Genomic DNA, 21149 nt, shown 5'->3' with positions numbered 1-21149 from the left:
TGTGCGCGTACCACCACACCGCAAACCCTTTGCGGCTACCGCCGCGTGGCGCCGCCACTGCGCCTGGACCAATCCGCTAAGGTAAGGCTAAGTTAGGCATCCCTTACCGGTTCGTGGCGACTGCGGTGCACCTCGGCAGGTATCTCGATGTCGAGATAACTCTAATACACGGCGGTCGATTGGTCATGCGCGGGCCCGCCCGAGGACACCCGCATGCCCGGATTCCGGGCCCATGCCCCTTCCGGGTACCCCGCCCGCCCCGGACACGCCACCCCGAACGACCCCGCCCCGACTTCCACCCTCCCGCCCCCTGCCCGTCATCACCGGGCCCGGACGGGGTATGCGCACCGGGACGGCGTCGCGAACCGGCGCCGTGAACCCGACACCACGAACTCGACGTCACGGACCCGACGTCATGAACCCGGAGAGGGAGGCAGGGATGCCGCTCACGTTCCGCAAGAGCTTCAGGATCTTCCCGGGGGTGCGACTGAACATCAACAAGCGCTCCTGGTCCATCACCACCGGCGGCGGGCGCAGCCCGCGGCACACCATGAGCAGCACGGGACGTCGCACGACATCGATGGATTTGCCCGGACCTTTCGGGTGGCGGAGCACGCGCAGCACCCGGCGGAGCAGGTAATGCTGACCCCACATCACCCGAACGGCCCACTGCAAGAGACCCCCGAGAGGCGCCATCTCATATCTGAGATAGCCTCAGTCTCATGTCAGACGACTACCTCGTACGCATCGGTAAGCTCATCCGTGACGCCCGGCAACACCGCGGCTGGACACAGGCGCAGCTGGCGGAGGCACTCGCCACCAGCCAGAGTGCCGTCAACCGCATCGAACGCGGCAACCAGAACATCAGCCTTGAGATGATCGCTCGCATCGGTGAGGCGCTCGACAGCGAGATTGTCTCTCTCGGCTACGCCGGCCCCATGCACCTGCGGGTCGTCGGCGGCCGCCGCCTCTCGGGCGCCATCGACGTGAAGACGAGCAAGAACGCGTGCGTGGCACTGCTGTGCGCCTCGCTGCTCAACAAGGGCCGCACAGTGCTGCGCCGCGTCGCCCGCATCGAGGAGGTGTACCGCCTCCTGGAGGTGCTGGGCTCGATCGGCGTCCGCACCCGGTGGATCAACGAGGGCGTCGACCTGGAGATCGTGCCGCCCGCCACGCTGGACCTCGAGTCCATCGACGCGGACGCGGCCCGCCGCACCCGCTCCATCATCATGTTCCTCGGGCCGCTGCTGCACCGCACGGACCGCTTCATGCTGCCGTACGCCGGCGGCTGCGACCTCGGTACGCGCACCGTCGAGCCGCACATGATCGCGCTGCGCCGGTTCGGCCTGGAGATCGCCGCGACGGAGGGCCAGTACCACGCGGTGGTGGACCGCTCCGTCAGCCCCGACCGCCCGATCGTGCTGACCGAACGCGGGGACACGGTCACCGAGAACGCGCTGCTGGCCGCGGCCCGGCACGACGGCGTCACCGTCATCCGCAACGCCTCGTCCAACTACATGGTCCAGGACCTGTGCTTCTTCCTGGAGGCCCTGGGCGTCAAGGTCGAGGGCATCGGCACCACCACGCTCACCGTGCACGGCATGCACACCATCGACGTCGATGTGGACTACTTCCCCTCCGAGGACCCGGTCGAGGCGATGAGCCTGCTCGCCGCGGCCGTCGTCACGGAGTCCGAACTGACGGTGCGCCGGGTACCGATCGAGTTCCTGGAGATCGAGCTCGCGGTCCTGGAGGAGATGGGCCTCGACCACGACCGCACCCCCGAGTACGTCGCGGACAACGGCCGCACCCGGCTGGTCGACCTCACCGTCCGGCCCTCCAAGCTGGAGGCGCCGATCGACAAGATCCACCCGATGCCGTTCCCCGGCCTGAACATCGACAACGTCCCGTTCTTCGCGGCGATCGCGGCGGTGGCGCAGGGCCAGACCCTGATCCACGACTGGGTCTACGACAACCGCGCCATCTATCTGACCGACCTCAACCGCCTCGGCGGACGCCTCCAACTCCTGGACCCCCACCGCGTCCTGGTGGAGGGCCCCACCCGCTGGCGCGCCGCCGAAATGATGTGCCCGCCGGCCCTGCGCCCGGCCGTGGTCGTCCTGCTGGCGATGATGGCGGCGGAGGGCACGTCGGTGCTCCGCAACGTCTACGTCATCAACCGCGGCTACGAGGATCTGGCCGAACGCCTCAACTCGGTCGGAGCGCAGATCGAGATCTTCCGGGACATCTGAAGTTCCTCAGAAAAGGCGCCGTCACACACCTTCTGACCTACGTGAACGCGAGGCAGGAGGGGGCGTGGCGGCGCCTCTGGGACTTTTCTGGGACTTTTGGCCGGGACCGAAGGTGTCATCTTGTGGGCCGGAGCAAGTCCGGGAAAAGGGCCAGGTCAGGACCTTTTCTTGGCTCGCTGCCCCGCGTGCGGGCGCCCAGAGCGTCATGACCGACAGCCCATGCTTCTTGCTCGGGGCAGAACACGCTGCCACAACCATGCTCACCCGGCACTGGTCCGCGCTGCTCACTCCAGACACCGGCTCGCACATCATGGCCCGCACCACATCCCGGCCGTCATAATGAAGTCATGTCCTCCAGCCCACAGCACCCCGCCCCCGCGCCGACGGGCCTCTCTGGCGCGGACGTCGAGGACCTCGCGCTGTACCGCGAGAAATTTCGGCGGCGTCTGCCGGAGTCACTGGACGAGTTGCGCGGCCCGACCCAGGGGGTCGTGGAGCTGCCGCTGCACATGGCCTGGTCCGGGATGACGTCGTACGACCTGGGCAAGCCGCGCCAGCGCATGGGCCTGTATCGCGCCGTCCTGCACGAGGGCCTGCACGACGACCTGCCCCGCTACCTCAACCAGGACCTGCTCCTCCAGCTGTGGCCGGTGCTGCGCACGCTCATCGGCCGCACCGTGCGCACCGTGTGGGAAGACGCCTTCCCCCAGCTCGCCTCCCGCACCCGGGCAGCCGCGTGACGGACATGCCGGAGCTGCACACGCGGCTCCTGGCGGATGTGATCGCGCTCGGCTCCCCGTATCCCCTGGTCCTCACTTGAGGGTATGCCGTACGGGCGCACCGCCTCGTGAACCGCCCCAGCCAGGACCCCGATGTCGCCACCGAGAACCCGGCGCCCATGGTCGACATCGCCGCCACGCTCCGCGCCGGCCTGGAAGCCCGTGGCTGGAAGGTGCACGCGCTGGAGACCGCCCCGCTGTCCGCCCGCTTCACCGTGACCGACCCGGCCACCGGGCAGGACTGCGAAGTCGACATCCTCAAGGAGATCTTCTGGCGGCCGGTCGCCCAGACCCCGTACGGGCCCGTCCTCGCGGAGGAGGACGTGATCGGGACCAAGGTCCGCGCCCTCGCCGACCGCGGAGCGCCCCGTGATCTGATCGACGTGTTCGCGGCCTCCCGCCGTTGGACCAATGCCGAGCTCGAGGAGTTCGGCCGTCGGCACGCTCGTGGCCGCTTCGAACGCGAGGATCTGCAGTCGAACCTCACGGGCGCCGAGTGGACCGACGACGAAGCCTTCGCCGCCTATGGGCTCAATGACGCCACCATCACCGCACTCCGCGCCTGGGCCTTGGAGTGGGCCGACGACCTCGCGGCCCGTCTCCTCGAAGAGGCCGATGATCCGGACATCGACTGATCGCATCCAGGTGAGACCGCATCTGCCAGTTATCGGAGCAAGAGCGCAAGGAATGAGTACGCGGGAAAACAGTCGATCGCCGGCTTGTCCGCCGACAAGCCCGCCGGGCAGACCTCGGTGTGCATCTGCCGGAGCCGCCGCCCGGCCAGGACTCGCGCTCTGGCGGCGTACGGCCCGTTAGTTCTCTGCGCTGCTCTGATCCGCCCCGAGCAGCCGGATGTGACACCACACGTTCGCGTGGCTGCGCTGCGCCGCGCGTACCCGGGAAGGAACAGAGTGCCAGTCGACGGCCACCTCTCGCTCGCCCCAGGCCACTTGCATGATCCGACGATCACCGGCGAAACCCTCGACGAGATCACGGCGCAGGAAGAGTAGGTGGCCGCGCCAGGGTCTGTCCGCGCGGAAGACTGCGGAGGCGCGCCGACCGTCCAGGCCCACGAGGTTCGTGGTGCCCGGAAGTTGGCGTAGGCCGAACCTGGCAGCGAACTCGAACGACGGCACGTCGTAGCTCCCGCCGAGCCCGATCTCCGATGTGCTGTTGGGGGCGTGCTCCACGGCGACCTGGTCGAGCCCGATGCCGTCGGCCTGCCAGTCGCGACGCAGCGCGCGGTGCGGGAAGGAACCTGGGGCATCGTCGTCGAAGATCAGGTCGAACCTGGGGCTCCACGGCATCTCGATCGGGAGCCGTTCTCCTGCGTCGGAGGCATGGCTCGTGGTCGCCGGAGCGTCAAGATCGACAGTTGTAACGGCTCATCGCTGAGGGGACATGCACGGCGTACACGTGCGCAGCACGGATCCGTGGCGTGAAGCGTCGTCGCAGCCGATCGTCGGCGACGAGCAGGGCAGAAAGGCAGTCCGGCCGATGATGCCTGCGGTCGTCATGCATGGCTCGCCAGGGAGGGGCACGCCGAGCATCCGCCGGCCACTCACGAAAAACGCCCTGTCCATCGCCTCCAACTCGCCGCGCGGCTCGGTGAACCTGCCGGTCGAGGCAGCGGGTCGCTCGGTCCGCCGGGATGGTCGGCGTGGTACGACTGAGCCACATGAGACCCCGCGTGTGCGTGTAGTCGCACAGAATGCTGCCAGTCCAGTGTCGGCGCAGCGTTCCGCTGTGTCTGCGTCGGCAGTCGGGCGGGATGACGTGAGGGCGAGCCGTGACGTCGAGGGTGGAGAAGTGAGGGATCAAGGAGTCCCGGCGTCCGTCTTGGTGGGCGTCGGATCGTGTCTGCCGTCCCGTCGGGTCGCCAATGAGGAGCTGGCCGAGCGTCTGGGCAGGTCACCCGAATGGATGTTCCAGCGTTCCGGCATCCGGTTCCGGCACGTCGTCGAGCCGGGTACCACCAGCGGGGATCTAGCGGTCGCGGCCGGTCGCGAGGCGCTGGCCGAGGCCGCGGCCGGCGATGTCGCAGCCGTGGTCGTCGCGACCACGTCGCCGGACAGGCCGTGCCCCGGCACCGCTCCGCGCGTCGCCTCACGGCTGGGACTGGCCGGTGCGGCCGCGCTGGACGTCCAGGCCGTGTGCGCAGGCTTCGTCTATGCCCTGGGTGTCGCGCAGGGCCTGATCGCCGCTGGCACCGCCGACTCCGCTCTGGTGATCGGTACTGATGCGCTGTCGCTGAGCGTCGCGCCGGACGACCCCACGAGCATGCTCTTCGGCGACGGCGCCGGCGCTGTCGTCCTGCGTTCGGGTCACCGCGAGGAACCCGGCGCCCTGGGACGCTGCGTGCTGGACAGCGATGGCGGTGGCAGGGACCTGATCACCCTACGCGGCGGCGGGACCGAGGAACGCTCGGCGGCACGCGCCGTCCCGGCGGATCCGTATCTACGTCTGCAGGGGCGGGAGGTGTTCCGGCGGGCCGTGGAGCACATGGCTTCCGCCTCCCGCGTGGCTCTGGACGCCGCCGGGTGGAAGCCGCAGGACGTGGACCGGATCGTCCCCCACCAGGCGAACGCACGGATCACCGCCATACTCGCCGAACGGTTGAGTATGGCGGCGGACCGTGCGCTGGCCAATATCGAGCATGTCGGCAACACCTCGGCCGCGTCCATTCCGATCCTGCTCGACCACGCCCGCCGCGCAGGAGACCTCCAGCCCGGACATCGCGTCCTGCTGACAGCTTTCGGCGGCGGCCTGACCTGGGGCGCCACCACTCTCGTGTGGCCGCACCTCACCCCTTCAGCACTGACCCACTCCGGAGAAACAACGTGTACGACATTCTGGTCAACGTCCTGACCGACACATTCCAGGTGCGGCCCGAGCTGGTCTCCCCCGAAGCCACACCGGCAGCGCTCGGCCTGGACTCGCTGTTCGTGGTGGAGCTGTCCCTCGTGCTGGAAAAGGACCCCGGGCTCGTGATCGACCACGACGAATTGGCGGACGCAGCCACTCTGGCCGACATCGCGCGGTTGATGCAGGACAAGGCCGGCGCGTCGGTCTGAGACTCCGCGACTCGCGGGCGAGGACGGACCGCGCCCGCCGCGGTGCCGAGTTGCACGGCGTCCCGCAGGCCGGGACAGCGGCCCGCGGCGGTGCGGGCATGCGCCGCGGAATCCGGCAGCCTGACCTGGTCACACGGACCCGCCGGGGAACACGGCGGGTCCGTACGGCTCGTCGGACGGTGCCGAGAAGGCGTCAGCGGTGAGGGGCGTCCCAGGGGCGTCGGAACATCAGGGCGTGCACCGTGAAGCGCGTGCCGTCGAATTCAGCGCGGCCCGCTGCTCGCCGCTCCTTCAGCAGGCTCAGCATGGTGTCCATGTGCTCGGCATACGCCAGGAGCGGAATGTCCATCTCGAAGATTTCGAGCGTGTCGCTCTCGTAACCGCGCGCGGTGAGTTCCGCGACGGTCCTCGGGATGTCGGAGAGCGAGGAATGCGCCATGAGCAGGGTGCCACCCGGCGCAAGGAGCGCGTCCATACGCTCGACGACGTCGTCGTACACCGCTCGGCCGCCCCTCCGGGCGACGAGAGCGGTTTCCAGCCCGTCAGCCCTCGCATAACTCGGGTCATGGGGAAGGTGCGGCGGATTGGTGATCACCAGGTCGAAGCGTTCGTCGGGTGTGTACTCCGCCAGCGGTGAGGTGACACAGGTCAGACGCGTGGTGTCGAGACCGTTGGCCACCACGTTCGCCGCGGTCTGGGCGGCGGAGGCGGGATTGATGTCCAGAGCGGTGACCCGCTCGGCACCGGCCGCGAGCAGGGCGACGCTGTAGAGACCGGAACCGGAACCGATGTCCAGGGCGTTGACGCCCTTCAGGTCGGGACCTTCGCCGCCGTCGAGAGCGGCGATCAGGCTCAGCCCGCAGTCGGTCGGGAACAGAACCTCGGCGGGGTCGTCCACCGTGAGCCGCAGACGTGTGCCGCGGAATTCGAGGATGCCGCACGAGGGGCTGGCTGCCCACAGAGAGCCGCTCTCACCGGCGGTGAGGGTACGGCGCCGGGTCAGCGTCCGGATCGGTGCAGCGGTCATCGCAGCGTGGGCCTTTCGATAGGAGGGGCGGTCAGGAAAAGGGGGGTGCGCAACGAGCTCGACCGGTCACTCGGAGAGCGCGGACAGCAGGGTGTGTACGGAGTCGTCGGCGATGCGCCGTGCACGCGGTGTCGGGACGACGCCCTCGACGTAGCTGAAGTTCCAGGCGAGTTGGTCATGGCTGGTGGTGGCTGTCGCCACGATGGCGCCCATGACCGAGACGCCCGTGATGAACTGGGCGTCGCTGACATGCCACGGGCCCACCCGGCCGGGGAACTCGTAACGGCCGACGTTGGAGAGGCACAGGTTGATCGGCCCCTTCTCGTCCATGAACCGCATGAACGACTCGCTGTCCGCAGGCGACTTCGGCCCTGCCCGGCGCGGCAGGCTGAGCATGGCCAGGTGGTCCTGGCGTCTCCGGCGTCGCACCAGGTCCTGGCTGATCTCCCGGGCCATGGGCCACAACGGCCGGTCGTGCTCGTGGCAGACGAGGGAGGGAACCGTGGCCACATAGGTGCCGACCTCGTCGTGGGCGACGGGCGGTTCGAGATCACCACGGAAGTCGACCGGCGAGCCGATCGAGAAACGCGTGGTCGTGGTGGTTCCCGCGTCATGGGCGACAGCCGTCACCATCGCGGCGGCCAGGGCGCCATGGACCGTGGTGCCGTGGCGCTTGGCAGCCCGCACCAGCAGATCCAGCTGGTCGGCGGTGAGGAGCCGGTGCTCCATCCGGGTACGCCGCTGCCCGAACGGGACCTGCCGGCTGGGGACGACCCGCTGTGTGGGGCGCCGCCGCGCCGCCTGCTGGTCGCGCAGCATCATGGCCCTGAGTCCGGCGACACCTGCCGCGCCCCGGTGGCGAGGCGGGAGCAGGTCCTCCGTCGCCGGCCGTGCTCGCAGCGACGTGACGCGAAGCGGCGTACCGGAGGCCGATTCCGAAACGAGTTCGATCCATTCCCGAAGCAGGGACAGGCACGTCTTGCCGTCGGCGATGACGTGCGATGCCGTCAACAGCAGGTCGTGGACGTTCCCCTCGTCCTCGCCGCCCGATCCTCCCGAGCTGATCACCACTGTGCGCAGCAGCGGCCCGGCGGACCATTCGATGCTCTCGGCCAGTTCACGGTCGTTGACCTCGTGCTCCCACCAGGTGTCGGCTGCGGGATCGTCGGGCGGCACGGTGACATGGCGGAGCGGGACCGGTCGCCCGTCCAGCGGCGTGAAGGCGGGGTGCGCTCCCGTGCCGTCGTCGGTGATCGCGACACGCAGCAAGGGGTGCCGGACCTGTAGAGCGTCCAGGGCGCGGCGGTGCGACGCCGTCGGCAGGTGTCCATGGACGCGGGCCCGGGCGATGACGTTGAGGGGTGAGGTCTGGTCGGCGATCCAGTACAGGCGTTCCAAGGGGCTGAGTTCGCGCTGGACAAGGTGGGGTGCGGCGGCCGGACCGTCCGGGAAGGCGAGGGCCTGCGCGGTCTGCCGAAGGAGGAGGAAGCGTGGCACCAGCCGGAAGTAGGCGTCCCGGACCAGCCGCCGACGAGGGCCGGCGCCGTGGGTCAGGTCACTCATCGCGCGGGACCCGTCCACCAGGGCCCTGGTGCGGTCCCGGCGTCGTTCTTCGTAGGCGCGCAGGGCCGGTGTCAGGTCGTCGTCCCTCGCGCGCTCGGCGAGCGTGCGGGCCAGGACGACGGCGTCCTCGATGGCCGTGCCCGCCCCCTGGGCGAGGGTGGTCAGCATGGGGTGGGCGGCATCACCGAGAAGGGTGATGGGACCGTCCCCCCAGCGTTCCAGGAAGTCGCGGTCGCGGGAGGGCACGGTGAGGATGTCCTCCCGCGGTGTGGCCTCGATCACCGCCCGTACCTCCTCGGCCCATCCCGCGTACGCCTGCGTGAGGGTGTCCTTGACACGGTCCCGGGCGGGTGCGTCGGCGGGCAGGGGCGTGGTCGCCCACCAGTAGCAGCGACCGTGGCCGATGTCGATGAGGCCGAAACGCTGTCCGCTGCCCCAGTAGTGCCGCACTCCGCCCGAGGGGAGGCGCGGGTGGTGGAAGGGGACGATGCCGAGCCCGAAACCGTAACCGCTGTCCCGTGATGTCTCGGGGCCGACGAGGTGGTGCCGTACGGCCGAGTGGAAGCCGTCGGCGCCGATCAGGATGTCCCCGCTCGCCGAACGGCCGTCCGCGAAGCGGACGGTGACGCCCGTGTCGGCGGCCTCGAAGCCGACTGCCGTCGCTCCCAGGCGGATCGGGCAGTCTGCGGCCTCCGTCAGCAGGGCCTCCTGGAGGTCCGCGCGGCTCAGGCAGAAGCTGGGCGCGCCCGCCTGACGGGAGGCTTCCTCGAACGGCAGGTCTCTGATCCTCCGGCCACGCCGGTCCATGATCCTGAACGACTCCACGGCCTGGCCGCGCTTGTCCAGGCCGAGGTCGATACCGAAGGCGGCCAGGGCGGTGACGGCGTTGCTCATGACCGACAGACCGGAGCCCGCTTCGCGCAGTTCGGTGGCACGCTCGTACACCTCGACGTCGATACCGACGCGCCTGAGTGCGACGGCGCACGTCAGACCGCCGATACCGGCACCGATGACAAGGGCTTTGATTCGCCGGGGCGATGACATCGAGTCAGTCCTTCCGGCCGGTTCGGGCGAGGTCGGTCCTGATCAGATCCGCGGCGGTTGCGGCCACGTGTGCCACGTACGGTTCCTCCATGATCGTCAGGTGGTCGCCGGGGGCGCGGACGACGTGGATCCGGCCGCCGGTCATGCCGCTCCAGCCGTTGCACGGGTCCTGATGGCGGGTGCCGGCGGCGCGGTGCATGGCGGACAGGACGGCGGGCAGCGGCTCCGCGGCGCGGATCAGGGTGAGGTCCTGGTCGTCGCGCGGTGGCCGGTAGGCCAGCGTGGCCTGCCAGTTCGCCCGGTAGACGCCGAACAGGCGTCGGATCGCGGCTCCGGAACTGCCTGCCGGCAGGACGCCCCGCTCGCTCGCGACGCGGGCCATGAACGCGAACCTCTCCTCCGGCGATCCGAGTTTGTCAGGGATGTGCCGTGCGGGTGACGCGCCGCCGTCCCGCGTCCAGAGCAGCTCGTGGAAGAACCACTCCGACAGGGCCTCGTCGTCGTACGAGGCACGCGGTTCTTGGTCCAGGGCGGTGGTGTCGAGCACCAGCAGGGCCGCCCGCTCACCCGCCGCCCGCAGACGGCGGGTGATCTCGAAGGCGACGAAGCCGCCGAAGGACCAGCCGCCGATGGCGTAGGGGCCGTGCGGCTGCACGGTCCGCAGTGCCCCGAGGTAGCTGTCCGCGAGGTCCTCGACACTGCGCAGCGGTGTGGTGCCGGGGTCGGCTCCGGCTGCCTGGAGCGCGTAGAGCGGCTGGTCGTCCGGGAGGTGCCGGGCGAACCCGACGTAGCACAGCACGTTGCCGCCCATCGGGTGGACCATGAACAGCGGCGGGCGGGTGCCCCGGGGGCGAATCGGAACCAGGGGGTCGAACGCGGCTCTCGCCCCGCTGTCGCGCAGCCGTGCCGCAAGGCCGGCGGGGGTGGGTGTCGCGATGAACTCCGCCAGGGGGATGTGCGTCCGGTAGCGCTGCTCGATCCTGACCACCAGCCTCATCGCGGTCAGGGAGGTGCCGCCGAGGTCGAAGAGACTGTCGTGCACTCCCACCCTGTCCAGGGACAACACGTCCGCCAGCATCTCGGTCAGGGCCCGCTCGTACGCGTCGCGCGGCCCGGCGTCAGGGGTTCGTCCAGGGGCGGTCAGCGGGGCGCGGCGCAGGGTGGCGTCGTCGCGCTTGCCGCTGGGAGTCAGCGGCCACCGGGAGATCCACTGCAGGTGGGTGGGGACCATGTGGTCGGGCAGGGTGGCACGCAACCGTTCACGGACGTCGGCCAGGTCCGCGTCCGTGCCCTCGCCGAGGAGGAACGCGGCGAGGAACGTCTCGCCGTCCTCGCGCCGGCGAGCCACGACGGCGGCGTCGCGCAGGCCCGGGTACCGCTCCGCCAGGCCGGTGACGGCCAGTTCCACCTCGGCCGGCTCCACGCGAAAGCCCCGTACCTTGACCTGGGCGTCGTCGCGGCCCAGGAAGACGACGTCCCCGCCGGGAAGCACCATGCCGACGTCGCCCGTGTAGTAGAGCCGGTGGTCTCCGTCCGCGAAGGGGTGCGGGAGGAAACGCTCCTTGGTCAGGTCCGGGCGGCCCTCGTAGCCGTCGGCCAGGCAGGCGCCGCCCAGGTGGATGTCGCCGCGCGCACCGGCCGGAACCGGACGCAGCCGCTCGTCCAGGACGTGGATCTCGGCCCCGTCGATGGCACGGCCGATCGGCGGCAGCGCGGGGAAGGTCGCGGGGTCCCCGGTCATGGTGAACGCGGTGACCACATGCGTCTCGGTCGGACCGTAGTGGTTCTCCAGCACGGCTCCGGGGAGTCGAGCGCACAACGCGCGGATTTCCGGGGTCACGCGCAGTTGCTCGCCACAGGTGATCACCGCTCGCAGGGCATGTGGGGTGATGCCCAGTGTGTCGGCGGCTTCGGCCAGTTGTTGAAGGGCCACCGGGGGGAGGAAGACCTGCTCGACGCGCTCCCGGTCGAGCAGGCGCAGCAGTGCGGGCATGTCGCGCCGCTCGGCGTCGCCGGCCAGGCACAGTGTGCCGCCGGAGCAGAGCGTGGAGAAGATCTCCTGGAAGGAGATGTCGAAGCTCAGCGGTGCGTACTGCAGCGTCACCCCGCCTCCGACCGCGCTGGGCGCCCCGGTCTGCCAGGCCACCAGGCCGGCCAGGGTGCGGTGCGGCATGGCGACGCCCTTGGGCGCCCCGGTGGAGCCGGAGGTGAACAGGACGTACGCGCTGCTCTCGCCGTCCGTGCCGCCCGGCGTCCGGCAGGGTGGCGCCGGCGCGGTCACCGACTCGGCGGGCAGCAGCAGCGTCGGCTCACCGGCGAGGTGGGCGTATCGGGCCTCGGCCACGACGCGGAAGGGCCGGGCCTGTTCCAGCATCGCGGCCAGCCGGGGGGCCGGGTAGCCGACGTCCATCGGGACGACCGCGCATCCGGCCCGCAGGACGCCCAGGAGCACGGCCATGGTCAGCGGGGACCGGTTCATGGCGATCGCGATCCGGGCGTTCGCCGGCGCGCCGAGCGCGCGCAGCCTGCCGGCCACGTTCTCGGCGGCCTCGGCCAGCCGGGCGTAGCTCCACCGCTCGTCGCCCATCACCAGGGCGGTCGCGTCCGGAGCGCGCGCGGCCTGTTCGGCGAAACGCGTCACGACAGTGGGGTGCTCCGCCGGAGAGGCGAGGACCGGCTGGGCGGCGAGGAAGGAGAAGTCCGGTTTGCCGTACGGCTGTTCCACCATGCGGCGCAGGATGCTCAGGTAGCCGGCCGCGAACAGGTCGCCCTGCTCGGCGGAGAAGGTCGCGCCGTCGCAGTCGATCCGCAGCCACATCCCGGTGCCGTCCGGTTCGGTGACCGCGTTCACCAGGAGCCGGAAGTCGTTCTCCTCCCAGCTGCGGAATGCGACGAGCCGCAGACCGGGCCGGCCGAGGATGTGAGAGAGCTGATGGAAATGCACGTAGTTGAAGGCGGTGTCCAGGACGGGCCCGCCGTGGTCCTCCTGGATGGCGCTCAGCGGGTAGCGGCGGTGGGGGTGGTCTTCCCGCTCTTGGCGGAAGCCCTCACGCGCCACGTCCAGCCAGCTGTCCCGTGCGGTGTCCAGGCGCACCGGCACGGTGTTCAGGAAGAGCCCGGCGATACGTTCCGCGCCCGCCAGTTCGGGTCGGCCGTGGGTGATCAGCCCTGTGGTGACGTCCCGGGTGCCGGCGAGCATGGCCAGCGTCAGGGCGTGCGCGGCGAAGAGCACGGACTTCACGGGCAAGGCGTGTTCGGCCGCGAAGTGCCGCACGCGCTCGAGGAGGTCGCCGGGCAGGTCGAACCACCGTGAGGCCGGCTGACGGCCGGGACCGGGCAGGTGCGGCGAGAACGCCTCGATCGGCGGGAGCTCGCAGCCGGTGAGCTTCTCCCGCCAGTAGCGCCGGGCCTCCTGCGACCGCAGGGCGTTCTGCTCCAGCCGCACGTGGGCCGCCGGTGAGGGGAGCGCCGTTTCCTCGACGGGGGCGGTATCCAGGCCGAGACCGTGGGCGTAGTCCTGGAGCAGTTCCTGAAGCAGGGTGGCGACGCTGCCGCCGTCGAGGAGCGCGTGGTGGAAGCTGAGGACCAGATCGACGGTGGCGGGACGCACGTGGACACGGAACAGGAACAGCGGCGCCTGGTCGAACACGTAAGGATGGCGGCGCCGTTCCTCGATGTGCGCGCGTACGTCGGCCTCGGCCGCCGCGGTGTCGAGTGGACGCAGGTCGGTGATCTCCAGGCCGCCGTCGGCCCGGGGACGGACGACCTGCAGAGGTTCGGCGCCGGTCAGGTCGAAGGCCGTGCGCAGCGCCGGGTGCCGTGCCGTCAGCCGTTCGAAGGAGAGACGGAACTCTCGTTCGTTCCATGGCATTTCGAGGGTGTACCGAAATACGTCGCGGTATCTGGCCGAGGTCTCGTGCCTACGGCTGTGGTACAGCAGGCCGAGCTGGAGCCGGGTCAGCGGGTAGGCGTCCTCGGCGTCCCGCACACGGGCCCGGTCGACGTCGGCCACGAGGGCGAAGGGGCCCTGTGGTGCCTCGGCCGCGCGTGTGTCGCGTTCCTCCGTGCACACGGCCAGACCGGCCACCGTCGGATGTCGCAGAAGGTCGGTGAGGGAGAAGGTCAGGCCCCGGGACTCCGCCTCGGCTCGCACCTTGAGCATGAGGATCGAGTCGCCACCGAGGGCGAAGTAGTCGTCGTGGACTCCCACGGCCGCGTGGCCCAGGACACCGGCCCAGACCTCGGCCAGGACCGTCTCGGTACGGTTGCGCGGCTGCCCGCACGCGGTGGCTTCCTCGGCGTCGTGAGGTGGTGGCAGCGCGTCGCGGTCGGCCTTGCCGCTGGGGGTGAGCGGAATGTCGTCGATCCGGGTGAAGGACGCCGGGATCATGAACGCCGGCAGTGTCCGGCCGAGCCGTTCGCGCAGCAGTGCCGATGCGATCGGGGCGTCGGCGACGTAGTAGCCGGCCAGGACGGTTCCCCGGGCGGCGGTGGTGCGGCTCCCCACGACGGCGTCCCGGACGCCGGGCACCGCGCGCAGGGCTGCGGCCACCTCGTCGGGCTCGACGCGGTTGCCTCGGATCTTGACCTGGCCGTCGATCCGTCCGAGGTACTCCAGGGTGCCGTCCGCGAGCCACCGGGCCAGGTCCCCGCTGCGGTAGAGGCGGCCGCCCGGCACGAAGGGGTCGTCGCCGAACTTCTCGGCGGTCAGCTCCGGGCGGTCGAGGTACCCGCGGGCGACACCGGTTCCGCCGATGCACAACTCGCCTGCACAACCGGCGGGTTGGGGCAGGTTGTCGGCGCCGAGCACGTACAGCCTGGTGTTGTCGATCGGCCGGCCGATGGGCACCCGCGTGATGCGCAGGGCGGGGTCGGCCCGGCAGTCGTAGGACGAGACGTCGACCGTGGCCTCCGTCGGGCCGTACAGGTTGACCAGCCGGACCGGGTGCTCGGCGTCGCCCTCACGACGGCACAGCTCGGCCAGCCGGTTGAACTGCTCGACCCGGGCGGGGGGCAGGGCCTCGCCACTGCAGAAGACATTCCGCAGGGTCCGGACGGCCTCGCGTGACGCCGCCGACTCCTCCAGCAGGTCGAGGAACGGGCCGAGCATGGAGGGTACGAAGTGCACAGCGGTGACACGGTGTTCGCGGATCGACCGGAGGACCTCGCGCGGGTCGCGCCGAGCACCGGGCGGCAGCAGGGCCACGGCCGCTCCCCCGGCGGCCCACCAGAACAGCTCCCACACCGAGACGTCGAAGGAGACCGGCGTCTTCTGCAGGAGGACGTCCCGTCCCCCGAGCGGGTAGCGACGCTGCATCCAGGCGAGCCGGTTGACCACGCTGTGGTGCTCGACCATGACGCCCTTGGGCTGCCCGGTCGAGCCGGAGGTGTAGATGACGTAGGCGAGGTCACGGGAGGTGGCGAGCGGATCGACCGGAACGCCGCTGCCGTGCAGCAGGCCGCCGATCCGCCGCGCGGTCGCTTCGGTGGGCAGGCCAGCGGGCGCGTCGTCATCGACGATCACCACTTTGGCGCGGCTGTCGCTCAGCAGGAAGTCCACCCGCTCGGCCGGGTAGCCGGGATCCACCGGCACGTAGGCGCCGCCCGATTTCAGGATGCCGAGCAGTGCGACCAGCAGCTGCGGCCCTCGCTGCATCATCACCGCCACCCGGTCGTCCGGGCCGACGCCCTCCGCGCGCAGGGCCCGCGCGACACGGTTGGCCCGCTCGTCGAGTTCGGCGTAGGTCAGCGTCTCGCCGAACGCCCCGGTGATCGCGGTCCGCTCCGGCAGACGGGCGGCCTGCGCCTCGAACAGTCCGTGCAGGGTGGCCTGGTCCGCGAGAGGCACCCGTCTGCCGTGAGCGCGGCCGGCGGTGAGGTCTCGGTACTCGGCCGGTGTCAGCATCGGGACGTCGGACAGGGGGCGGTCCGCCGAGTCCAGGCCGTGCTCCAGGAGCGTGGTGAGGTGGTCGGCCACGGAGGCGATGGGGAGGTCCTCGTCGAAGACGTCGCGGGCGTACTCGAGGTCGACCCGGAGGCCGGCCGTGCCGTCGAAGGCGGACACCAGGACGCCCAGCGCGTCCTGGTCGTGCGAGGGGGCCATCAGCGCTCCCCGACGCACCAGTCCGGGGACCTGGTCGCGCCGGGACCAGTTCACGAAGGAGAGCGTCACATCGAAGAGCTGCCGCGGGCCCTGGGCGGTCGCCGGCACTTCCCGCAGGATGTCCCCGAGCGAGAGCCGCTCGTGACGACGCAGCTCGCGGGTCGCGCCCTGGATCTCGGCGAGCAGGTCCCGGACGGTACGGCCGCCGGGTGCCGCGACCCGCAGCGGCAGGGTGTTGGCGAACTGGCCGAGCACGTCCCGGTGAGGCCCCGTCGAACGGTTGAGGAAGGGGACGCCGAGGATCACCTCCTCGCTGCGGTGCAGGCGCGTGAGGTACGTGCCGAGCATGGCCGCGACGTACGTGAACGGCCAGAAGCCCGCCGCGCGGATCCGGCCGACGAGGGCACCGTCGATCACGAAGGAGTGGCGGCCGCGCTCCCCCCGCGGACCGTCGCCCCTCCTGCGCGTGAAGAGCGCGGGTTGCACCCCGAGAAGGTACTCCCGGTAGAAGGCGCGGTCACGATCACCGTCCGCGCCGGCGTGGTAGGCGGCGTCGTCCTCGACGAAGGCGAGGTAGGAGGGCGCCTCACGGGCGCTCCGACGCGCACCGCCGTGCGGCGTCCGCGCGTAGTCCTGGAGGATCTCGTGGCCGAGCCGGTCGAGGGTCCAGCCGTCGGCGACGATGTGATGTGCCTTGATGTGCAGATGCGTGACGTCCGGGCTCTCCACGAGGAGTGTGGCTTCGACCAGGGAGCCGCTGGTGAGCGGCAGGGCGTCGGCCATCGATCCGCGCATCCACGCGGCGCAGGCGGCATCCGGCTCAGGCTCGTGCGAGAAATCGATCACTGTGACCGGGACACGCTCCCGCGCCACCCGCTGGAAGGGGACGCCCCCGCTGTCGGCGAACCGCAGCAGGAAGGTGTCATGGCAGTGCAGCACGCGCTCCGCCGATGCGGCAAGCCTGTCGTGCTCGACACGGCCGCACAGGCGTTCGTGGAGAACGCAGTTGAACTGGGGTGATTCCGGAGCCTGTGAGCCGACGGCCCACACGTCTTTCTGGTACGCCGTCAGCCGGTACGGCGTTTGTCGGTTCATGCTCACCTGTCGGGATGTCCTTCGAGCCGTACGGGGATCTCCCGGTGCCCGTTGAAGATGAGGGAGGGCAGCGGAGTCAGACAGTCGGGTCCGACGGCGAGTTCGAGGGCGGGGAACCGGGAGAAGAGCGCGGGCAGTGCGATGCGTCCTTCGAGACGGGCGAGTTCGGCGCCCAGGCAGTAGTTGGGTCCGTGGCCGAAGGCCAGGTGGTCGCGGGAGGTGGCGCGGGTGATGTCGAAGAGGTCGGCGTCCTCGCCGTGCACCCCGGGGTCACGGCCGGCCGCGGCGTAGTTGATGACGATCGCGTCGCCCTGCGCGAAGGTCAGTCCGGTCGCCTCGTCGTACAGGTCCTCGACGGGGAAGCGCATCATGAAGTTGGCCACCGGAGCCTGGTGGCGCAGAGTCTCCTCCACGACCTGGTCCCAGCCGATCCGGCCGGACACGGCCAGCTCCAGCTGGGCCGGGTGTGTGAGCAGGTTGACCACGGCGTGGTCGAGCAGGTTCGCCGTGGTCCCGTAACCGGCGCCGAGCACCATCCAGAGGCTGTCGGCCAACTCCCTTTCGTCGAGCCGGCCTTGGTGGTGGGCGTCGATCAGGGCGGTGGCGACGTCGTCGGCGGGGTGCTCGGTCTTGAGCGCGAGCAGATCCTCGAGGAGTTGCGCGGCCTCGGCCGCGTTGGCAGCCGCCTGCTCCGCGGTCAGATCGGTGGTGAAGACGGTGTCGTTGACGGCCTGGAAGCCGTCACGCATGGCCTCCGGCACGCCCACCAGCGCGGTGACCGTCAGCCATGGCAGCCGCGAGGCCAGGTGGGCCCGCAGGTCCACGACTCCGTCGGGGGCGGCGGCAGCCGCCCCCGCGAGGTCGTCCAGCAGCGTGGCGGTGATCTCCTCGATCCGCGGGGCGAGGGCTCGTACGCGGCGAGCGCCGAACGCGGGAACCAGGGGGTGGCGCAGGCGACTGTGGTCGGGCCCGTAGGCGGTCTGGACGGTACGGATGTCCACCCAGATCCGCAGGGGCCAGTCAACGGGCAGCTCACCGTCGAGGAAGGCGGGCCAGTGCCGGTGCGCGTCCTTGGACACCCGGGGGTGGACCAGCAGCCGCCGGACAAGCCCCGGGTCGGTCACCGACCACGCCGGCACACCACCGGGCAGCTCGATCCGGGCGGCGGGCCCCAGAGCACGCAGCGCCAAGGCTTCACCGTGGACGTCGGCCGCGCTGCCGTCCAGGAGGTACGGACAGCGGCTCTGTGCTGGCGGGGAGGACACGGCTCACGACCTCGACGGCGACTAGTCGGGACTCAGGGGCGAACGGCGGTCAGGAGTCCGTAGCGGAGCTGGGGAACCGCACCGAAGAACCACTCGCCCAGGTCGGCTGCCGTCTCCCACTCGCGCGCCGCCTCGCTGTCGGCCTCCCGGCTTGCGGCGTCCCGCCAGGCGCGGGTCATGCTGTCGTAGGAGCGCCGCACGTTCTCGGTGATGTCGGTGTGATCCACCACCTTCAGCCCGGCTTCCCGCAGCAGCCGCCGGTAAAGGTCGTCGGTCAGCGAGAGTTTGAAGAACGCGTAGGCGTCGGCCATGCGGGCGACGTCCGGGAGGTCGAGTTCACCATCGAGGTGATGCTCGGCGATGACCAGCCTTCCGCCGGGACGCAGGACGCGTGCGATGTGGCCGAGGGCCGCCTCCTTGTCCTTCATGTGCATCAAGGACTCGATGGCGTACGCACCGTCGAAGGACTCGTCCGGGAAGGGCAGCTCCATGGCGTCGGCCAGCCGGAACGTGGCCCGTCCGGGCTGGTCCGGCGACTGCCGGCGGCTGTTGGCCAGCTCGACCTGGTAGTCGCTGACACTGACGCCGGTGATCCGCACGGCGTGGTCCGCGACGATGCGCGCCGCGGTACTCCCGTGGCCGCACCCGACGTCGATCAGGTGCTGCCCCTCAGCGGGGGCGACGCGTTCGGCGACGAGGTCGGTCAGCCGGTCGGTCGCCACGCGCATGGTGCTGTCGTCTGCTTCGTCAGCCCAGTAACCGACGTGGATGTTGCCGCCGAGCGCGGCGTCGTACACATCCGTGTGGCGGTTGTAGAAGGTCCCCACTTCGCCGGACATGTGGGGGTGTTGCGTCAGCATCAGGTGGCCTTTCACGCTTCGTCGAGCCGCTCGACGGGGAACCGCGGTGAACCGGGCGGCCCACCCCATTGATCATGCGGAATACGCAGGGCGGAAATGTATCAAAAGTTGCACACTGGTCAATCAGCGCAAACAGGGTGTCCGGTGCCGCCCCCTCCAGGGGCACCGAAGCCACCCACCCGCCGGAACGGGCGTGCCGTAGCCGACGGGTGGGTGGGTGGGTGGGTGCGGTGCCCACTCGCGCGGGTCCGGTCAGACGTGCCCGAAGAACAGGCTGCCGGGCGCGTCGGGGTCGTTCGAGAGGAAGTGCTCGCGCACCGCGCGGATGAACTCGTGGCGCGAGATCGCGCCGTCCCCGTCGGTGTCCAGCTTGGCGAACATGTCCATCGCGTCGGGCGCGTCGCTCCGCCACACGTCCCTCAGGAAGCGGGCGAACTCGTCCTTGCTGATCTCGTTGTCACCGTTGACGTCGATGACGTCGAAGATCGCGTGGCCGCCCCCCTCGGTCACGTTGAGCCGGCTGGTGTCGATGACCGCGAGGCGGTTGGCCGTGACGAACTCGTCCTTCGTGAGCCGGTCCGCGTCCACGCCCGCGTGCCGCAGCAGCTCCAGCCAGTAGATCTGGCAGAAGGTGTGGAGCGCCCGGGCCCGACGGTCGTCCTTGTCGAGCCGGTAAGCCTGGATGTAGCGATCGGCGAGCTTCTGGTAGTCCGTCCAGTCCACGTAGCCGTCATGGTTGGCGTCCATGGTTTCGAACGTTCGCTCGAGTTTGGTGGTGATGACGTCCTGCGTAACAGTTGCCATCTCTCCTCCTTTGTGACGAAGGGGGGAATGCCAGGACCAACCATGACCAGAGCGAATAAGAATCACAATCCGACAGGGGCTGTCGGTCGACTTGTTCACCTCATCAGCCGCTCCGCCCCACTCACCGAGTGCGTCCGGCGGGACTCCGCGGCTCGGGCCGAGTGCAGCCGGCCGTGAACCGGCCGCCGCGATCGACCTCCGGGCAGGACGCCTACGCGCGTTCGTACCGGACCTTTCCGCCGTCGCCCTCTACTGTGAAGCACGGCCGGAATCAGCCATCAGCGGACAAATCCGAGGCTTCACCCCTGCAGCGGGAGCACCGCGAAACGGCTCGCCGACGGGTCGCGGAGCGCGCTCCCGCCCACCTTCCAGCCCTGCCCCCGGAGGAAGCACGTGTCGAAATCGTCGGGTCCGATGCCACCCGCAGGCCGCGCCGTGGTCATCACCGGAACCTCCACGGGCCTGGGGGAGGCTTGCGCGCTCCACCTGTCACGGGTGGGCTTCCACGTACTCGCCGGGGTCCGCCGCCCCGAGGACGGGGAGCGCCTGCGCAAGGCTGCCACCGGACGGCTGACTCCGGTGGTCATCGACGTGACGGACGAGAAGTCGGTGCAGGCAGCCGTGTACGAGGTCACCGGGCTGGTCGGTGAAGCCGGGCTGTGGGGGCTGGTCAACAACGCGGGCATCGCCGTCACGGCTCCACTCGAGTGCGTGCAGAGCGAACTCATGCGTCACCAGCTGAACGTCAATGTCACGGGCCACCTGCTGATGATCCAGGGCTTCCTGCCACTGCTGCGGGTCGGCGCCGGTCGGATCGTCAACGTGAGTTCGGGCCTCGGGAACGTCGCGATCCCTTATCTCGGCGCCTACGCCGCCTCCCAGTTCGCCAAGGAGGCGCTCAGCGACGCGTTGCGCCGCGAGCTCGCCCCGCAGCGGATCCCCGTATCGGTGGTCCAGCCGGGCGCCGTCCTGACGCCGCTCTGGGACAAGATGTCCGACACGGGCAACCGGGCACTGGAGAGCGTCCCGGAACCGGTCCAGGAGCTCTACCGCGGCACGTTCCCGCGGTTCATGGAGAGCAATGGGAGCCGGGCCCGGAGCAGCCGCACGACCCCCGACCACGTCGCCCGAGTGGTCTTCCGGGCGCTGGTGGCCGAGCGGCCGAGGACCCGCTACGGCGTCGGCCGGGACGCGATCGGCAGCCGCGTGCTGGCCAGGCTGCTGCCCGACCGGGCGATCGACCGGATCCTCGACGGCATCGTCACGCCCGTCCGTTGACCGCC

13 protein-coding genes and 1 pseudogene are annotated in these 21149 nt (G+C 70.3%); 7 read left to right on the top strand and 7 right to left on the bottom strand.

What is annotated here, in order from left to right; all coding sequences use genetic code 11:
• The first annotated feature begins 439 nt into the window (after positions 1-439).
• The 4 genes and pseudogenes from V4Y04_RS29725 (at position 440) to V4Y04_RS29710 (ending at position 3666) form a co-directional block, all read left to right on the top strand.
• Positions 440-640, top strand: a complete 201-nt coding sequence (locus V4Y04_RS29725; protein WP_332431452.1) for a DUF4236 domain-containing protein — start codon at positions 440-442, stop codon at positions 638-640.
• 82 nt (positions 641-722) lie between these two features.
• Complete coding sequence (locus V4Y04_RS29720) at positions 723-2252, top strand: UDP-N-acetylglucosamine 1-carboxyvinyltransferase (protein ID WP_332431451.1); 1530 nt, start codon at positions 723-725, stop codon at positions 2250-2252.
• 347 nt (positions 2253-2599) lie between these two features.
• Positions 2600-2992, top strand: coding sequence for a hypothetical protein (locus tag V4Y04_RS29715; protein ID WP_332431450.1), 393 nt, complete (start codon positions 2600-2602; stop codon positions 2990-2992).
• 5 nt (positions 2993-2997) lie between these two features.
• Positions 2998-3666: pseudogene (locus tag V4Y04_RS29710) on the top strand (nucleotidyl transferase AbiEii/AbiGii toxin family protein).
• Positions 3667-3843: 177 nt separating this feature from the next.
• On the opposite strand, the gene V4Y04_RS29705 reads toward V4Y04_RS29710, so the two are convergent.
• Positions 3844-4338, bottom strand: coding sequence for a hypothetical protein (locus tag V4Y04_RS29705; protein WP_332431449.1), 495 nt, complete (start codon positions 4336-4338; stop codon positions 3844-3846).
• A gap of 532 nt (positions 4339-4870) precedes the next feature.
• On the opposite strand from V4Y04_RS29705, the gene V4Y04_RS29700 reads away from it, so the two are divergent.
• Both V4Y04_RS29700 and V4Y04_RS29695 read left to right on the top strand, forming a co-directional pair.
• A complete protein-coding gene (locus V4Y04_RS29700; RefSeq protein WP_332431448.1) occupies positions 4871-5899 on the top strand; it encodes a beta-ketoacyl-ACP synthase 3 in 1029 nt (342 codons plus the stop codon).
• Entirely contained in the window at positions 5872-6105 is a 234-nt protein-coding gene (locus tag V4Y04_RS29695; protein ID WP_332431447.1) for an acyl carrier protein, read from the top strand. Before V4Y04_RS29700 ends, V4Y04_RS29695 begins: the two co-directional genes overlap by 28 nt.
• A 193-nt stretch (positions 6106-6298) precedes the next feature.
• Here the strand turns inward: V4Y04_RS29695 and V4Y04_RS29690 are convergent, their stop codons facing one another.
• The 6 genes from V4Y04_RS29690 to V4Y04_RS29665 all read right to left on the bottom strand — a co-directional run bounded on the left by V4Y04_RS29690 (position 6299) and on the right by V4Y04_RS29665 (position 19866).
• Positions 6299-7132 (bottom strand): methyltransferase, encoded by an 834-nt coding sequence (locus tag V4Y04_RS29690; RefSeq protein ID WP_332431446.1) that lies wholly within the window; start codon positions 7130-7132, stop codon positions 6299-6301.
• 66 nt (positions 7133-7198) lie between these two features.
• Entirely contained in the window at positions 7199-9739 is a 2541-nt protein-coding gene (locus tag V4Y04_RS29685) for an FAD-dependent monooxygenase (protein WP_332431444.1), read from the bottom strand.
• A 4-nt stretch (positions 9740-9743) separates the two neighbouring features.
• On the bottom strand, positions 9744-16937 hold the full coding sequence (locus V4Y04_RS29680) for an amino acid adenylation domain-containing protein (protein ID WP_332431443.1): 7194 nt from the start codon (positions 16935-16937) through the stop codon (positions 9744-9746).
• A gap of 2 nt (positions 16938-16939) precedes the next feature.
• Positions 16940-18202, bottom strand: coding sequence for a cytochrome P450 family protein (locus V4Y04_RS29675; RefSeq protein WP_332431442.1), 1263 nt, complete (start codon positions 18200-18202; stop codon positions 16940-16942).
• 32 nt (positions 18203-18234) lie between these two features.
• Complete coding sequence (locus tag V4Y04_RS29670; protein WP_332431441.1) at positions 18235-19041, bottom strand: class I SAM-dependent methyltransferase; 807 nt, start codon at positions 19039-19041, stop codon at positions 18235-18237.
• A 273-nt stretch (positions 19042-19314) separates the two neighbouring features.
• Complete coding sequence (locus V4Y04_RS29665; RefSeq protein ID WP_332431440.1) at positions 19315-19866, bottom strand: EF-hand domain-containing protein; 552 nt, start codon at positions 19864-19866, stop codon at positions 19315-19317.
• Between the two features lie 414 nt (positions 19867-20280).
• On the opposite strand from V4Y04_RS29665, the gene V4Y04_RS29660 reads away from it, so the two are divergent.
• Entirely contained in the window at positions 20281-21144 is an 864-nt protein-coding gene (locus V4Y04_RS29660) for an SDR family NAD(P)-dependent oxidoreductase (protein WP_332431439.1), read from the top strand.
• Positions 21145-21149 lie beyond the last annotated feature (5 nt).

Source organism: Streptomyces sp. P9-A2 (assembly GCF_036634175.1).
Taxonomy (GTDB): Bacteria; Actinomycetota; Actinomycetes; order Streptomycetales; family Streptomycetaceae; genus Streptomyces; species Streptomyces pratens.
Note: the sequence above shows the minus strand (reverse complement) of the source record. Positions and strands in the feature narration are given on the sequence as shown.

Coding starts and splice junctions, on each gene's coding strand:
- V4Y04_RS29690 (WP_332431446.1), bottom strand. CDS start 7,132: ATGACCGCTGCACCGATCCGGACGCTGACCCGGCGCCGTACCCTCACC.
- V4Y04_RS29705 (WP_332431449.1), bottom strand. CDS start 4,338: ATGCCGTGGAGCCCCAGGTTCGACCTGATCTTCGACGACGATGCCCCA.
- V4Y04_RS29665 (WP_332431440.1), bottom strand. CDS start 19,866: ATGGCAACTGTTACGCAGGACGTCATCACCACCAAACTCGAGCGAACG.
- V4Y04_RS29660 (WP_332431439.1), top strand. CDS start 20,281: ATGCCACCCGCAGGCCGCGCCGTGGTCATCACCGGAACCTCCACGGGC.
- V4Y04_RS29685 (WP_332431444.1), bottom strand. CDS start 9,739: ATGTCATCGCCCCGGCGAATCAAAGCCCTTGTCATCGGTGCCGGTATC.
- V4Y04_RS29670 (WP_332431441.1), bottom strand. CDS start 19,041: ATGTCCGGCGAAGTGGGGACCTTCTACAACCGCCACACGGATGTGTAC.
- V4Y04_RS29715 (WP_332431450.1), top strand. CDS start 2,600: ATGTCCTCCAGCCCACAGCACCCCGCCCCCGCGCCGACGGGCCTCTCT.
- V4Y04_RS29720 (WP_332431451.1), top strand. CDS start 723: ATGTCAGACGACTACCTCGTACGCATCGGTAAGCTCATCCGTGACGCC.
- V4Y04_RS29680 (WP_332431443.1), bottom strand. CDS start 16,937: ATGAACCGACAAACGCCGTACCGGCTGACGGCGTACCAGAAAGACGTG.
- V4Y04_RS29725 (WP_332431452.1), top strand. CDS start 440: ATGCCGCTCACGTTCCGCAAGAGCTTCAGGATCTTCCCGGGGGTGCGA.